We start from the raw sequence: 14,228 nt of genomic DNA on the forward strand, positions 1-14,228 counted from the left end.
CTGCCGCGCTCAGCGCTCCTGGTGAGGTACATGGGGTCACGCTAGAGGGTGATCAGTTCGGCGGCCGTCGAAGAGTGACGGATGACCGGGAACGGCGGACGGCGGCGGGATCCTGTCCGGATCCCGCCGCCGTTCGCCGGTCGTGCCGGTGCTGTCTCTCAGCCTCGCCTGACGCGGCGGAGGACGACGAAGCCCGCGATGACCAGGACGGCGCCCGCCGCGGCCGGCCAGAGCTGGGCGCCGGTGTCGGCGAGGCCGCCACTGCCGACCGCCTGGGGCTCGCTCCGGGACGGGATCGATGGGGCGGGAGCGGCGCTGGTCGCCGTTCCGACGGCCTGGGACCGGCCGAGGCCGTCCGTGTCCTCGCCGGCATCGTCCTCCGATCCGCCCTGCTCACCGGCGTTCGCGGTGCCGCCTTCGGGCGTGGGCGTCGCGAGCACCTCCGGTTCGCCGGTGCGCTGCGCGGCCGTGGGCGAGCCGCCCTGCTCCGGCTCGGGCGCCGGCTTGCCCGTCGCCGGCGGCTCGGCGGCCTCGCCCTTCCCGCCGTCGCCCGTGTCGCCGGGCTTTCCGCCGGCGTTGCCGTCCTGCGGGGCGGCCGGGGTGCGGGTGGGCTGCTCCTGTGGGGCCTCGGGGGTTTTCGTCGGCTGTTCCTGCGGGTCCTCTCCCGGGTTGTCGCCCGGCTCGGCTTCCGCTCCGGCGCCGCACGTGCGGCCGTCGTTGATGCAGTCGGCCATCTCCCGCATCAGGCCGTCGTCGAAGACGTTGATGAAGTCGCCGTGGTCCGTGACCGGCTTGTGCAGCTGTTCCGGGAAGGAGTCCACCGCGAACAGCGGTGTCGTACGGCCGCCGTCCTCCAGGCTCGGCGCGTCGACGTCGTAGACGATGCGCTGGACCAGCTGCGGGATGGGCCGGAAGCCGGAGGGGCAGTTGCCGGCGGCGTCCGTGAACGCCACGTGGGTGCGGTGGTTGGCGCTGTCGATGTTGCGGCCGTCCCAGCAGCTCTGGAACGTGAAGGTGCGGACCACGTCGCTGCCCTGCGGGCACAGCGGGTACTTGTCCTTCAGCTGCCGGTCCTCGAAGCCCGTACAGCTCCAGGAGGCGTTGGCGTTGGCCGGGCCGTTCACGAACGACTTGGCGTCGCCGGTGATGATGCGCAGCAGCCGCGGCATGGCGGTGACCTTGGCGCGCGGGTTCCCCACGAAGGTCAGCGTGACCTGCTTCGGCGTGACGATCTCGCCGGCGTTGCCCTCGATGCCGCCGCCGGGCGAGTTGGCGTCCTGTTCCTGGGCGCCGTTCTGGAGTCGTAGCACGGGCCAGTAGTAGGAGGACTTGTCGCCCTGGTCGGCGCAGCTCGTCCCGGCGTTCGCGAGGTCCTGGTCGCTGGCGAAGGCGTTGTTGGCCTGGTTTCCGACGTAGTCGTGGAAGTGGTGGGCGCCGTTGGTGACGCCCGGGGCGGCGATGATGTTGTCGGAGTTGAACAGGCCGTTCTCGTTCACACCGCAGTCGGTGACGAAGGAACCCCGGGAGGCTTTCGTCCCCTGGCGCGGGCTGCCGGCGTCGGGCTGGACGCTGGTGATGGGCGCGAAGTCGGCCGCGACGGGGCCGTTGCCCGCCTGTCCGCCGTTACCGCCCTGGCCATCGCCCTGCTCCTGGCCGCCCTGCTTCTGCTCCTGGCCGGGCTGCTGGTCGCCGTTGCCGTCCTGGCCTTCGCCCTGCGCGGGGGCCTGACTGTCCGAGTCCCGTACGGCGCAGGCGGCCAGGGCCTCGAGGCCTTCGGGGCGGTCCCCCACGCGGTCGATGGCGATCGCGATGCGCTCGATGGCCGCGCCCCGCTTGTCCTTCAGCGGGTTCATGATGGAGTTGTCGGCGAAGCCGGAGTCCTGCCGCACCTGCTGTGCGGATTCGCTCAGCCGCTGGTAGGCCTTGGCGATCTGCTCGTCCAGGAGGGCTAGTTCCTTGGCGACCTCGGCCCTCGCCTGCTCGGGGACCGAGGTCAGCCGGCTGCCGACGTCCGGGCAGTCGATCGTGGCGCCCGCGGTGCGGACCCCCGCGCCGGACCGTGTCCGGGCGGGATCACCGTCCGAACCGCCGTCCGTGGCCGAGGCGTAGACGTTCGCCGCCATCAGGCCGCCTCCGCCCAGGATCAGCGCGAATGCGGCGAAGGTCGCGCGCCGTGGGCCTGTAGGGCGTCTTCGCGTGTTGCGTCCCAAGGGTGCTCTCCTGCGCTTGTGGCGTATCGGGCATGAAAATCCCCTCGCCCCGTACGTACGGGAGCACCGGCGTGTTCACGTGTTTCGAAAATTTTCGGAGAACTCTCATGAAGCCGCGAAACACCCGGCCCCCGCCGGACCCATGGCCCGGCGGGGAACCGCAGGTCAGCGGAAGTTCACGTCACTGCACAGGAAGTAGGTCTGGTCCATGTGCGACGCCTGCCAGATCGTGTAGACGACGTGCCGGCCGCTCAGGCCCGACGTGCTCACGGGGATCTCGTAGTTCTGGCTGGGCGCGTACTTGCCGGTGCGTGCGACGAGTTGGAGGTCGTTCCAGGTCAGCGGCTGGGTGGTGGGGTCGAAGCCCTGCCGTGTGACGTACACCAGGAAGTAGTCGGCGCCATGGCTGGCCTGGTCGTACAGCTTCACGGTGAAATCGGCGCCGATGTCGGTCGTCTTCCAGGCTCCCACCGCGTCGAGGGAGTTGTACCGGCCGCCCTCGGTGCGTCCGCCGCTGCACAGCTGGCCGTTGGGGACCACGGCCTGGAAGTTGCCGCCGGATCCGTTGCGGTACAGGCCGTTCCAGTTCCACATGGCGTTGGGGTTGTCCTGCCACGCCTGCCAGCACATGGGGTCCTGCTGCGCCATCGCGGGATTCTGGAAGTCGCTCCCCCAGCGCAGCCAGCAGCCGTAGTTGCGGGAGGCCGGGTCGACGACCGAGCCGTGGGCGACGGCGGTGCCGCTCCACGGGAGCAGGCTCAGCAGCGCGGCGACCAGCACGCTCAGGGCGAGCGTCAGGCGCGATCGGACCTTGAGAGCATGACGACACCTAAGGACATGACCATGACAATCCATGATCTCCTTCTTTCGGATGTGGGGGTTATGGGGCTTTCGATGGGCCTTCGTGGGGGTGCGGGGCATGTGGGAGCGCTCCCGCAAGGCACAGGCTGCGCTCGATGGCACGGGTCGGCAACGTTCGATTGCGCCACTTCCGCTCGTCCTGGCGCGTTCGATCCGTTCGACGGAGACGCCCCGACAGAGGCGGCCCTCACAGCCGGTCGAGTTCCTTCGTGGCGCGTCCGAGGTAGGTGACCGAGCCGTCCCCGGGGACGTCGATCTCGCGGAAGCCCATGCGGTCGTAGAAGGCTCTGGCCGGGGTGTTGGCGGTGGCCATGGCCAGGTGGACGGCCGGCACTCCCCTGTCCTGGAGGGCTTGCACGAACGTCCGCATCAGGCGGCGTCCGTGGCCGCGCCCCTGGCTGTCGGGCAGCAGGTCGATGTGCAGGTGCGCCGGATAGGCGGCCAGTTCCGGGGCCACCATCCGTTCGGGGTGGTGCAGCAGATGAGCGATCGCCTCGTCCGGGGTGCGCGGCGGTTCGGGCGGTTGCGGGTAGCGTTCGGCGACCAGCGGCAGCCACGTGGTGCGGAAGGCCTCGGCGAAGCGCGGGGTGTCCGCCGTGCCGAGGATGTAGCCGACCGCCGGCCCCTGCCCGTCGTCCAGCACGAAGGCCAGTTCCGGCTCCAGATGGACGTACGGAGCCGCGAAGGTGGCCGGGAAGACGCCCGGGTCCGTGTAGTGGGGGCGGCTGTCCTTGCCGTGGTGCGCGGTGCGGACGCAGATGTCCTCGAGGGCCGGGCGGTCCTCGGGGCGGTACGGGCGGATGGCGGGGAGTGTGGTCACGGCGGCATCGTGCCGTGGAGGGGAGCGCTCCCTCAACCCCGTGCGGGGAGCTCCCCGGGGCCATGCACTCCGGCATGGTCACCTTCTCCGTGCGGGGCAAGGGCTTCGCCTCGGTGACGAGGGAGGGCCGGATGCAGCCGTATGTGCCGCAGGAGCAGACCGACGCCGCCCAGGCCGCGCATCGGCCGGTGAGCGCCTCGTGCGCAGGGGCACGCCTGCCGGTTTCCGCGTGCCGCTCGCCGACATCGACTGCAAGGGCCTGAACGCCCTGGCCCGGGCGGCCTGGTTCCACCGCGCGCCGAAGCGGATCGCCGCGGTGGCGGCCGACAGCCCCGGTGGCGATCTGCCCGCCGGAATCGTCAGGCCCCGGGGCCGTCGTGACGACGCTGGAGCGGCACAGCGCTCCGGGCGGAACGTGTCCCGCTGCACGGGATCGGGCCGAAGGCCGTGCGTGTGCTGTCGGAGGCGCTGGAACAGCGGGCGCTCGCCCTGCGTGGGTGACGCACGCCTGGACAGCCGACGCCGGCAAAACGAGGGCGGCTTAACTGCCCAGCCCGGGGTTACCCGGGTCACATGGTTAAATTGCACATTCCTGGACGGAAAGAACATCACCCGACGGAGGCTCCGCCTCGGGCCTCCACCCCCGGCCGGGCTCCCGCTCCGGCCGCGGAAGGGCCGGCTGGTGCTGCGCAGCGGCCCGCGCCGAGGGCGGATGAGGAGCCCGGCCCGGGGCCCGAAGTGGAGCGGGCGGCTCCGGACAGCCCGAGTGACCTCCCCCGTAAGTCGTGGGGTGCGGTGCTGAAGGGGAGCCTGCGGGAGTTCAAGGACGACGAGCTGACCGACCGGGCGGCCGCGCTCACGTACTACGGAGTGCTGGCGCTGTTCCCGGCACTGCTGGTGCTGGTGTCCTTGCTGGGCATCACCGGCAAGTCGACCACGGACAAGGTGCTCGAGAACGTCCAGAATTTCGCCCCGGGCGCGGCCCGCGACATCATCACCCGGGCCGTCGAGCAGTTGCAGGGCAACGCCGGAATCGGTTCGTTGATGGCGATCGTCGGTCTCGTCCTCGCGGTGTGGTCGGCCTCCGGCTACGTGGGGGCGTTCATCCGCTCCGCCAACGCCGTCTACGACATGCCCGAGGGCCGGCCGGTGTGGAAGCTGCTGCCGGTGCGGCTTGGAGTGACGATCGTGCTGATGGTGATGGCGGTGATCAGCGCGCTGATCGTGGTCTTCACGGGCGGGCTGGCCCGGCAGGCCGGAACCGCACTCGGGATCGGGGACACCGCGCTGACGGTGTGGTCGATCGCGAAGTGGCCCGCTCTGGTGGTGCTGGTCACGATCATGATCGCGATCCTGTACTGGGCGACCCCGAACGCCAAGGTGAAGGGGTTCCGCTGGATCACGCCGGGCAGCATGCTGGCCCTGCTGATCTGGATGGCCGCCTCGGCCGGATTCGCGATCTACGTGGCCAACTTCGCCTCGTACAACAAGACCTACGGCACGATGGCCGGCGTCATCGTCTTCCTGGTGTGGCTGTGGATCACCAATCTGGCGATTCTGCTGGGCCTGGAGTTCGACGCGGAGACGGCCCGGCAGCGGGCCATCGCCGGTGGTCATCCGCCCGAGGCCGAGCCGTACACGCAGCCGCGTGACACCCGGACGTGGGACGAAGAGGACCGGCGCCGTATGGAAGGGACCTGACCCGTTCAGCCCATGAGTACGGCGGCGACCGTCGCGCCCAGTTCCCAGCACTTCTCGACGTCGCCCTTGCCGGGCTCGCCGGTCACGGTCACCGGCTCGGCGGCGCGGCGCCAGCCGAGGCCCGTCGTGATCGACTCGATGCCCCGCACGGCTCCGGTGACGTCGTTCCCGCCGTGCACCCAGTAGCCGAAGGGCCGGCCGCGGGTCGCGTCCAGGCAGGGGTAGTAGACCTGGTCGAAGAAGTGCTTGAGGGCGCCGGACATATAGCCGAGGTTCGCGGGGGTGCCGAGGAGGTAGCCGTCGGCGGCGAGGACGTCGGAGACGGTGGCGGCCAGCGCCGGCACGCGGACGACCCGGACGCCCTCGATCTCGGGGTCGCTCGCCCCGGAGACGACGGCTTCGAACATCGCCTGGCAGTTGGGCGAGGGCGTGTGATGGACGATCAGCAAGGTGGCCACGTCCCCCGACCTTACAAGTCGTGACGACTATGAGTGTCCGGCGCGAGATCTGGTACCCGTCCGTCGCTCGCCGTACGAGAAAGGGAGGTACCGCCTTGTCACAGGTTGAGGAATCCATCGAGGTCCGAGTCCCGGTGCACACCGCGTACAACCAGTGGACGCAGTTCGAGGACTTCCCCCGGTTCATGGACGGCGTCGAGCGCATCGAGCAGCGCACCGACACCCTGACGCACTGGGTGACGAAGGTCGGCGGCCAGGAGCGGGAGTTCGACGCGGAGATCACCGAGCAGATCCCCGACGAGCGCGTCGCCTGGACCACCGTGAACGGCGACGCCCGGCAGGCCGGTGTGGTCACCTTCCACCGCATCCAGGACGACACGACGAAGGTCATGCTCCAGATGGACTTCGATCCCGGCGGCGTGGCCGAGACCGTGGGCGACAAGCTCGGGTTCGTCAAGCGGCAGGTCTCCGGTGATCTGCGGCGGTTCAAGCAGTTCATGGAGGCCCGTGGGACGGAGACCGGGGCCTGGCGCGGCGAGGTCTGACAGGTCTGCTCGGGCAAGGACGGCGGCCCGCCACCACGCACGTGGTGGCGGGCCGCCTTCTGTCGTCGTCCGCTACGCCCGCACCGGCCGGGCCACCCCGCTCTGAAGCCGCTCGCGGACCTGCTGACCCAGGTCGTTGAGGCGCAGGGCGAGTCGTGCCGCGGCGTCGTAGAGGGTGTGGACCGCCTGGAGGCGTTCCAGGCGCGGGGCCAGGGCCGAGAGGGCGATGGCCAGGGCCACACCGGCCCAGCCCACGGGGCCCAGCGGGGTACAGCCGAAGAAGTGGCTGACGCCGGGCGTCTGGACGAGGGCGGCGAGAACGGCGGCCGAGCCAAGAGCGGTCGCCCACACCAGCGGGCTCTGGCGCCGGCCGGAGAGGGTCTGCACGAGCTGGGCGCCGACCACGCCGCACAGGGCCATGGTGGTGGACCGGCGTTCGGTGCCGGGCGTGAGGCGGCCGATGAGGTAGGCCGTGACCGCGCCGAGGCACGTGGTGATGCCCCGGCGCCGGATGGAGCGCAGCAGCGGCGTGCCGAGGGCGTCGAGGCCCATCGGCCCGGTCGCGGCGTGCTCGGCCGTCGAGGGGTCGTCGCTCGGCGTGACGGCCACCGCCATGGCCGGGAACATGTCGGTGAGCAGGTTGACCAGCAGCAGCTGCCGCGTCGACAGGGGCGAGGCGCCGGCCAGCAGGGTGCCGAGGACACTGAAGCCGACCTCGCCGGCGTTGCCGCCGATGAGGATGCTCACCGCGTCGGCGACGCTGCGCCACAGGGCACGGCCCTCGGCGACCGCGTCCACCAGGACGGACAGGTCGCCGGAGGTGAGCACGAGGTCGGCGGCGTTGCGGGCGGCCGCGGAGCCGCGGGCCTCGACGCCGACTCCGACGTCGGCGGCGCGGATGGCGGCCGCGTCGTTCGCGCCGTCACCGGCCATCGCCACGACTCGCCCGGCCTGTTGCAGGGCCTCCACGACGTGCAGCTTCTGCTCGGGTGCGACCCGGGCGATGACGCCCGCACCCCGCAGCACCCGGACGCGTTCGCGGCGCTCCATGGCGACGAGTTCGTCGCCGGTCACCGCCTCGGTCTCCTCCGGCCAGCCCAGTTGAAGGGCTATGGCGCGGGCGGTCTGCGGATGGTCGCCGGTGAGCATGACGGGCAGGATGCCGGAGCGGCGCAGTTCCGTGAGCAGGGCCTGCGAGGTCTCGCGCGGGACGTCGGCGAGGGCGACGAAACCGCTGAAGACCAGGTCCGCGAGCGGCGCGTCGAGTTCGGCGTCGGCGTCGTCGGCTCGGCAGGGGCGCCGGGCGACGGCGAGGACGCGCAGGCCCTGGCCCGCCAGCTCGTGGGCGGTGTCGGTCGCGTCGTCGGGCAGGTCCCGGCAGGCGGGCAGGATCGTCTCCGGGGCGCCCTTGACGACGAGGAGCTCGCCGAAGTCCGGGTCGCCGTCGCGGCCGACCGCCGCGGCGTAGCCCCGCCGCGTCTCGAAGGGCAGCTCACCGGTCGGTGTCCAGCCCTGGTCGGGCGGGGCCACGTCGAGGACGGCCTCGTCGGTGGCGTGCGCGACGCGCCGGCCCTGGCCCGTCTCCTCCTGCGGGCAGGCACGCGCGGCCAGGCGCAGGATCGGCACGGCCTGTTCGGTGTCCACGGGCAGTACGGTGCCGTCGGCCGTGGCGACGCGGACCAGGCGCAGTGTGTTCTCGGTGAGGGTGCCGGTCTTGTCGAAGCAGACGGTGTCGACCCGCCCGAGCGCCTCGAGGGTGCGTGGGGTGCGGACCAGGACGCCGCGGCGGGACAGCCGGCGGGCGGCGGCCATCTGCGCGACCGTCGCGACGAGCGGGAGTCCCTCGGGTACGGCGGCGACCGCGACCGCGACACCGCCGCTGACGGCGCGTCGTACGGGGCTGCCGCGCAGCAGGGACAGCCCGGTGACGGCCGCGCCGCCGGTGAAGGTGACCGGCAGTGCCTTGCGGGTCAGTTCCTGGAGCCGGGCCTGGACGCCGGCCGGGGGCGGGGTGCGGGCGGCGAGCGTGACGGCGCGGCCCGCCTCGGTCTGGTCGCCGGTGTTCACGACGAGCGCGGTGGCGCGTCCGGCCACGACGGTCGTGCCCTCGAACACCATGCAGGTGCGCTGGGCCACGGGCAGACCGGGGGTGGCCTCGACGGCCTTGGTGACCGGCAGGGACTCGCCGGTGAGCGCCGACTCGTCGACCTCGAGACCGTCGACGTCGAGCAGCCGGGCGTCGGCGGGCACGACGTCGCCGGCGCCGAGGGTGATCTCGTCGCCGGGGCGCAGCCGGGCGGCGTCGACGGTGACGGTGCGCCTGCGGCCGTCCCGCTTGCGGGCCTTGGGCTGCTGCCGGGCGGCCAGCCGGGCCAGTGCCTGTTCGGCGCGCAGCCGTTGGAGTCCGCCCGTCACGGCGTTGAGGTCCATGGCGCCGACGACCAGCAGCGCGTCGACGAGCGAGCCGAGCAGCGCCGAGGCGACGGCGCCCGTGGCCAGGACGGGGGTGAGCGGATCGTCGAGTTCGCGGCGTACGGCGCCGGCCGCCTGCCAGGTCCAGCGGACGGGGGCCACGGCCGGGTGGCGGCCGAGGCGAGCGGCCCGTTGCCGCGAGCGGTCGGCGAGCAGGGCCAGTCCGCTGGGCTCGCCGTCGTGGCGGGGCCGTCCCAGCCGGTCACGGGCCTCGTCGGGTTCCAGGGCGTGCCAGGGGATGTGCAGCCGGGGCGGGGGCGGGGTGGCCCGGGCTACCCGGGTGGCTTCGAGCCAGCCCGTGAGCAGGGCGTTCGCGGCGGCGATGTTGACGGGGGCGTGCCGGGTGAGGGGCCACAGCAGCCGGCGGCCCGGGGGCTGCCCGCCGCGCGCGACCAGGAGCCCGGACAGGGCCGCTCCCGCGCGGGCCAGGGTCTGCGAGCGGCGTGCGACACGCCGGGCCGCCGGGATCGCCGTCAGCAGCCGCCAGACGTCGGCGAGTCCGCCCGGGGCCAGCGCGTCGGCGCCCCAGGAGACGGCCGCCCGGCCGTCGGTGAGGGCGATGGCCACGTCGCCGGCGGGCAGCCCGGCCGCCACGTGCCCGTCGCCGGACTCGGGCAGGCGGGCGACGGTCACCACGACGTGTCCGTCGTCCTGGAGGGCTTGTACGACGTCTCCGAACGGCTTGCTGCTCGGGGCGACCTCGTCGGCGAGCCGGGTGATGTCCTTCAGGTCGGAGCCGGCCGCGATCACGACGTGCAGTCCTGCCCGGCGGGCGGCGTCGAGGACGGCCTCGGCATAGGGATGGATCGGGTCGTCGGGCAGTCCGTCGGAGTCGCCTTCGGCGTCCTGCCGCCGGCTGCGCAGGGCGTCGGCGTGCAGGACGAGGGCGTCGGCGATCTCCAGCTGGCGCAGGCGCTCCCCGCTGCGTACGAGGATCCCGGCGTGGGCGAGGAACGTGCCGAGGGTCGCGGCGAAGGCGGCCGGTCCGTACCGGGCCGCCTTCGGGGACCCGGCGAGGACGGCTTCGGCCGCTTCCTTCGCGGAGTGCGTGACGAGGAGGGTGGCGGCGGCGCCGGCGAGGCTTCCCGTGCTGGCGTGGGAGGCGTACTCCTGGGCGGGCGTCACCTTGAGCGGCGGCCGGGTGTCCGTGGGGCAGGGCAGGCTGGTGCGCCCTTCGTGGCAGATGTCGTCGTGCAGTGCCTCGAAGGCCGCGGCCCTGGCCACGGCTTCGGTCAGCTGGCTGCTGCGCAGCAGGCCGTCGAGCACGAGCGCCAGCGGGGTCTGGCCGACGCCGTGCGTGACGGCGTTGGCGGCGGCGAGGACGAGTTCCATGCCGGAGGTGCCGAACCGCTGCCGGAGCAGGGCCCGGAAGCGGGGGTTCTCCCGCAGCAGCGTGACGGTGGCGGTGACGATGCGTGAGGTGGGCGGCAGGCGCAGGGACCGCCCGGCCAGGGCACCGGCCGCGCCGGCGGCGTCCAGCAGGACCGCCGCCGCGGTGACGCGCACCTCGCCGGGGTCGCCGGGGTGGGTGGCCTCCTGGGCGACCGGGTCGGCGCCCTCGGTCAGGCCGAGGCGGGTGGCGAGCGCGGCGGCCCGCTCGCTGACGCGGTCGGTGACAGCGTCCTCGGCCACGGTGACCACCAGGCGGGACAGTCCCTCGTCCCAGTACGCCGCGAGCACGTCCGGGTGGTCGAGCAGGTCCCCGGCGACCTTGCGGGCGAGGCCCCCGAGGTCGCCGTCGGACCGCCGCAGGGCGATGTGGAGGCGCTGTCCCGCCCTCCAGTGCTGTTCGCCGGACAGGGCGTTGCGCGCGACGTTGCGGACCCGCCGCGTGGTGTCGTAGACGGACGTCACTCCCTGAGCGGTGCCGCGGGCGGCGTTTGCCGCCGCCCCGGCCACGGCCCCGACGAGCGGGGCGACGTCGAAGCGTGTGAACATCACCTGTTGTCCCGACTCAGCCGGTGGGCCGGCTGTCGTGTCCGTGCCGATGGGTCTGCTCCCGGTCCGGCTCCTCGCCGTGCGGTCCGTGGTGCGCGGTGGCCTCGGCGACCTGCTTCAGGGCGGAGGCGGTGGCGGTGTCGCCCACCTTGGCGGGCTGTTCGTGGACGTGGTGCTCCGGCCGGTCGTGCCGGTGGTGGGACGAGGCGAGTTTCCCGCCGGGGCCGTAGTCCGAGGTGTCCTGATCGTCCGGCCCGCCCTCACCGCCGGCTCCGGAGCGGTGCTCTTTGGCCTGTTCGGTCCCTGTGCCGCCGTTCGCTGACGCGCCGTCGGGTCGCTGTCCGGGCTTCGGCTGCGTCAGCCAGGCGACTGCCGCGCCGGTCAGCGCCACCGGCCACTCCACCACTCCGGCCACGCCGAGCACTCCGGCACCGGCGTAGACGGCCATCCGGCGACCGCGCGGCGACACCGCGCCGATCCGGTCCAGGGCGTCTCCGGCCACCTTGCCCACCTGCTCCGCACCCGGCAGATGCCTCAGCCCCGAGGCGACGGCCCGCAACGGCTGCGGAAGATCGGGCGAATGTGATGTCTCCTGGTTCATGGCGACCTCCACAAGCGCGTTGTCCAGCGGCTTCAACCGGTTTCCCAGCTCTTTGCCCCATATTCCGACTTTGCTGGAGCGAGCGCTTTTCTTTCTGCGCCGAGGGCTCAGCCGAGGTCTCGGCCGAGGTCCCGCAGGACGGTCACGCCGTCGTGGACGCCGCCCGCGCTGCGTGACACGTCCGGGGGTGTGCCGTGGTGGCGCACCGACCCGGGGCGTGACGGGGTTCGGGGAGGCGGCAGGGCGCCGGTCGGCAGCCGTCCCGGCCTGCGTCGGCGGACACCGGCCCTCGGCCCGGCGCTCTTCGAACCCTTCCGTGTCGGTGCGACAGCTCCGGGTACTCAGAGCAGGCACGCAGGCCGTCACGGGTCCGGGCACCGCGCGGCGGCGGGTGCCCGGTTCGGCGAATGGAGTGGTCATGACGCAGAACGGTGATGACGCGACGCTCGTCCGGCGACCGGGAATCCCCGATTTCCGGCTGGCCCCGGACCAGCCCGAGCCCGCGCCACCACAGGACCCGCAGGCCGACGAGCCGCCGCAGGAGCTTCCCCTGGACCGCAACCAGGCGATCCTGGAGGCGGCCAAGCAGGTCGGTGCCCTGCTGAAGCGCAAGGGGCACCTGTTCGCGCTGGCCGGAAGCGTGGCCGCTTACGCCCACGGCGGCGAGAAGAACCTCCAGCACGACGTGGACTTCGCCATCCGCCCCGAGGACGCGGACGCGGTGGCGGCCACGCTCCGCGAGGCCGGGCTGACGGTCTACACCCCGCCGGAGGACTGGTTGATCAAGGCCACGTGTTTCGGCCAGCCGGTGGACATCATCTTCGAGCTGGCGCACCGGCCGGTCGGCGCGGACCTGCTGGAGCGGGCGGAGGAGGTCTCGGTCGACTCGGTGCGCATGCCCGTGCTGGCCCCGACCGACCTGCTGTGGAGCCTGATCGCCGCCTTCTCCGAGCACCATTGCGACTTCGGCGCGGCCCTGCCCATCGCGCGTGCCCTGCGCGAGAAGGTCGACTGGGAGCGGGTACGGCGCGAGTGCGGGGACGCGCCCATGCCCGCCGCCTTCTTCTTCCTCCTGGAGCGCCTGAACGTCATCTGATGCGGAAGGAACACCCATGACTACCCACGGCTCACAGCACACGGGCGGCGAGGAGCCGGAACAGAACCTGGAATACCGGATCGCCCACCTCCAGGACCGCCTCGCCTCCGGTGACCTCGGTGAACTGGGCGTACGGGTCGAGGCTCGCGGCCGGACGGTGCTGCTCACGGGCACCGTGCCCTCGGCGCCCTGCCGCGACGAGATCCTGCGCACCGCCCAGGACGAGCTCCCCGGCGTCCCGGTGCACAGCGACCTCGTGGTCACCGAGACGTCCTCCCCCGACCACGCGGAGGAACTCGCATGATCCGCATCGCAGCCGTCGGAGACATCCACATGGGGTCCGGCGACCAGGGCCTGCTCCGCCCCGCCTTCGAGACCCTGCCCGAGTGCGCCGACCTGCTGCTGCTGGCCGGGGACCTGACCCGGCACGGCACCCCCGAGGAGGCCCGGGTGGTGGCCCGGGAGGTCCGGGACCTCGGGGTTCCGGTGGTCGCCGTGCTGGGCAACCACGACCATCACGACGACCGGCCCGACGAGGTCACGGCCATCCTGCGCGACGCCCGCGCCCATGTCCTGGAGGGGCAGGGGACGGTCGTGGTCAGCGGCGGGGCGCGGATCGGCGTGGCCGGCACCAAGGGGTTCGGCGGCGGCTTCGTCGGCCGCTGCGCCGGCGAGTTCGGCGAGCCGGTCATGAAGGAGTTCGTCAGGTACTCGCGCCGGTGCGCCGACGGCCTGCGCACGTCCCTGGAGCAGTTGGGCGAGGAGGGTTGTGACGCGCGGATCGCCCTGACCCACTTCTCCCCGTCCCGGACACGCTGGCGGGCGAGCCGCTGGAGATCTATCCGTTCCTGGGCAGCTATCTGCTGGCCGAGGCGATCGACACCGCCGGTGCCGACCTCGCGGTGCACGGGCACGCGCACGCCGGCACGGAGCACGGCATGACGAGCGGCGGCGTGCGGGTGCGCAACGTCGCCCAGCCGGTCATCGGGCGGGCCTTCCACGTCTACCATCTGCCCGTCCGCGACCACGCGACCACCGGGGCCGCGGTACAAGCGGCCCACTAGACAGCCTGGTCCCCCATCCGCCGCCGGCCAACGCCGGCGGCGTTCGCATGTCCCGTCAGGGTCCCGCGACACGCGGCGTCCGCCGACGATCCTGTGGCACGTGATGCCCCAGCAGGTGTGCGTCTCCCAGCGCAGGTTCGGCCTGACCGCGCCGTCCCAGGTCTCCACGGACGCCTGGGACGGCTACCGCGCCAAGGACGACTTCGACGACCCGCGGTCCAGCACGGTCGGCGCGGAGTTTCACCTGTACCTCATCGCCGGCGGCGGGACCGGCACCGCGAAGCCGGCCGGCTGGGAGACGTACCGCACATGAAGTACTGGCTGCGTCCGAGTCGAACTGGGCCGCGAGAACGCCCGGGTCGGCTTCCGGACCGTCTCGGCCATCACGAAACCGGGGGGCACCATCTCGACGGCCGCGTCCTTCGTCACGGTGGCGGGTTCGCCCGGCCAGAAGTCCATGGG

General features: G+C 72.7%; 12 protein-coding genes and 1 pseudogene. 7 read left to right on the forward strand and 6 right to left on the reverse strand.

The features are described 5' to 3' along the window. Window positions 1-158 precede the first annotated feature (158 nt). The 3 genes from V8690_RS00660 to V8690_RS00670 all read right to left on the reverse strand — a co-directional run bounded on the left by V8690_RS00660 (window position 159) and on the right by V8690_RS00670 (window position 3,891). Window positions 159-2,123, reverse strand: a complete 1,965-nt coding sequence (locus tag V8690_RS00660) for a DUF1996 domain-containing protein (RefSeq protein WP_338785194.1) — start codon at window positions 2,121-2,123, stop codon at window positions 159-161. 252 nt (window positions 2,124-2,375) lie between these two features. After that, window positions 2,376-3,065, reverse strand: coding sequence for a lytic polysaccharide monooxygenase (locus V8690_RS00665; protein ID WP_338775339.1), 690 nt, complete (start codon window positions 3,063-3,065; stop codon window positions 2,376-2,378). A gap of 193 nt (window positions 3,066-3,258) precedes the next feature. Beyond that, window positions 3,259-3,891 (reverse strand): GNAT family N-acetyltransferase, encoded by a 633-nt coding sequence (locus V8690_RS00670; RefSeq protein WP_338775340.1) that lies wholly within the window; start codon window positions 3,889-3,891, stop codon window positions 3,259-3,261. 62 nt (window positions 3,892-3,953) lie between these two features. Here V8690_RS00670 and V8690_RS00675 point away from each other — a divergent pair, with 62 nt between their 5' ends. Beyond that, window positions 3,954-4,154 (forward strand): hypothetical protein, encoded by a 201-nt coding sequence (locus V8690_RS00675; RefSeq protein ID WP_338775341.1) that lies wholly within the window; start codon window positions 3,954-3,956, stop codon window positions 4,152-4,154. 310 nt (window positions 4,155-4,464) lie between these two features. Next, entirely contained in the window at window positions 4,465-5,592 is a 1,128-nt protein-coding gene (locus V8690_RS00680; protein WP_338775342.1) for a YihY/virulence factor BrkB family protein, read from the forward strand. Window positions 5,593-5,597: 5 nt separating this feature from the next. On the opposite strand, the gene V8690_RS00685 is transcribed toward V8690_RS00680, so the two are convergent. Continuing rightward, window positions 5,598-6,050, reverse strand: coding sequence for an NAD(P)H-dependent oxidoreductase (locus V8690_RS00685; protein WP_338775343.1), 453 nt, complete (start codon window positions 6,048-6,050; stop codon window positions 5,598-5,600). Between the two features lie 95 nt (window positions 6,051-6,145). Here V8690_RS00685 and V8690_RS00690 point away from each other — a divergent pair, with 95 nt between their 5' ends. Beyond that, window positions 6,146-6,595 (forward strand): SRPBCC family protein, encoded by a 450-nt coding sequence (locus V8690_RS00690; protein ID WP_338775344.1) that lies wholly within the window; start codon window positions 6,146-6,148, stop codon window positions 6,593-6,595. Between the two features lie 72 nt (window positions 6,596-6,667). Here V8690_RS00690 and V8690_RS00695 read toward each other — a convergent pair whose 3' ends face one another. Together V8690_RS00695 and V8690_RS00700 are read right to left on the reverse strand one after the other, a co-directional pair. Next, window positions 6,668-11,005, reverse strand: a complete 4,338-nt coding sequence (locus tag V8690_RS00695; RefSeq protein ID WP_338775345.1) for a cation-translocating P-type ATPase — start codon at window positions 11,003-11,005, stop codon at window positions 6,668-6,670. 16 nt (window positions 11,006-11,021) lie between these two features. Next, on the reverse strand, window positions 11,022-11,606 hold the full coding sequence (locus tag V8690_RS00700; RefSeq protein ID WP_338775346.1) for a hypothetical protein: 585 nt from the start codon (window positions 11,604-11,606) through the stop codon (window positions 11,022-11,024). A 418-nt stretch (window positions 11,607-12,024) separates the two neighbouring features. Between V8690_RS00700 and V8690_RS00705 the strand changes: the two genes are divergently transcribed. The 4 genes and pseudogenes from V8690_RS00705 to V8690_RS00720 all read left to right on the forward strand — a co-directional run bounded on the left by V8690_RS00705 (window position 12,025) and on the right by V8690_RS00720 (window position 14,079). Then, window positions 12,025-12,702 carry a nucleotidyltransferase family protein gene (locus V8690_RS00705; RefSeq protein ID WP_338775347.1) on the forward strand — a complete coding sequence of 226 codons (678 nt, stop codon included), beginning with the start codon at window positions 12,025-12,027 and terminating at the stop codon, window positions 12,700-12,702. Between the two features lie 16 nt (window positions 12,703-12,718). Next, on the forward strand, window positions 12,719-13,006 hold the full coding sequence (locus V8690_RS00710; protein WP_338775348.1) for a BON domain-containing protein: 288 nt from the start codon (window positions 12,719-12,721) through the stop codon (window positions 13,004-13,006). After that, a pseudogene (locus V8690_RS00715) lies at window positions 13,003-13,766 on the forward strand (metallophosphoesterase). Before V8690_RS00710 ends, V8690_RS00715 begins: the two are co-directional and overlap by 4 nt. A gap of 103 nt (window positions 13,767-13,869) precedes the next feature. Further along, a complete protein-coding gene (locus V8690_RS00720) occupies window positions 13,870-14,079 on the forward strand; it encodes a hypothetical protein (RefSeq protein WP_338775349.1) in 210 nt (69 codons plus the stop codon). Window positions 14,080-14,228: the final 149 nt, after the last annotated feature.

It is taken from the genome of Streptomyces sp. DG1A-41, from assembly GCF_037055355.1.
Classification (GTDB): domain Bacteria; phylum Actinomycetota; class Actinomycetes; order Streptomycetales; family Streptomycetaceae; genus Streptomyces.

Excerpts from the sequence above, each read along its gene's own strand:
- V8690_RS00660 (WP_338785194.1), bottom strand. The coding sequence starts at position 2,123 with ATGGCGGCGAACGTCTACGCCTCGGCCACGGACGGCGGTTCGGACGGT.
- V8690_RS00665 (WP_338775339.1), bottom strand. The coding sequence starts at position 3,065 with ATGGATTGTCATGGTCATGTCCTTAGGTGTCGTCATGCTCTCAAGGTC.
- V8690_RS00675 (WP_338775341.1), top strand. The coding sequence starts at position 3,954 with ATGCACTCCGGCATGGTCACCTTCTCCGTGCGGGGCAAGGGCTTCGCC.
- V8690_RS00680 (WP_338775342.1), top strand. The coding sequence starts at position 4,465 with ATGGTTAAATTGCACATTCCTGGACGGAAAGAACATCACCCGACGGAG.
- V8690_RS00695 (WP_338775345.1), bottom strand. The coding sequence starts at position 11,005 with ATGTTCACACGCTTCGACGTCGCCCCGCTCGTCGGGGCCGTGGCCGGG.
- V8690_RS00700 (WP_338775346.1), bottom strand. The coding sequence starts at position 11,606 with ATGAACCAGGAGACATCACATTCGCCCGATCTTCCGCAGCCGTTGCGG.
- V8690_RS00705 (WP_338775347.1), top strand. The coding sequence starts at position 12,025 with ATGACGCAGAACGGTGATGACGCGACGCTCGTCCGGCGACCGGGAATC.
- V8690_RS00710 (WP_338775348.1), top strand. The coding sequence starts at position 12,719 with ATGACTACCCACGGCTCACAGCACACGGGCGGCGAGGAGCCGGAACAG.
- V8690_RS00720 (WP_338775349.1), top strand. The coding sequence starts at position 13,870 with ATGCCCCAGCAGGTGTGCGTCTCCCAGCGCAGGTTCGGCCTGACCGCG.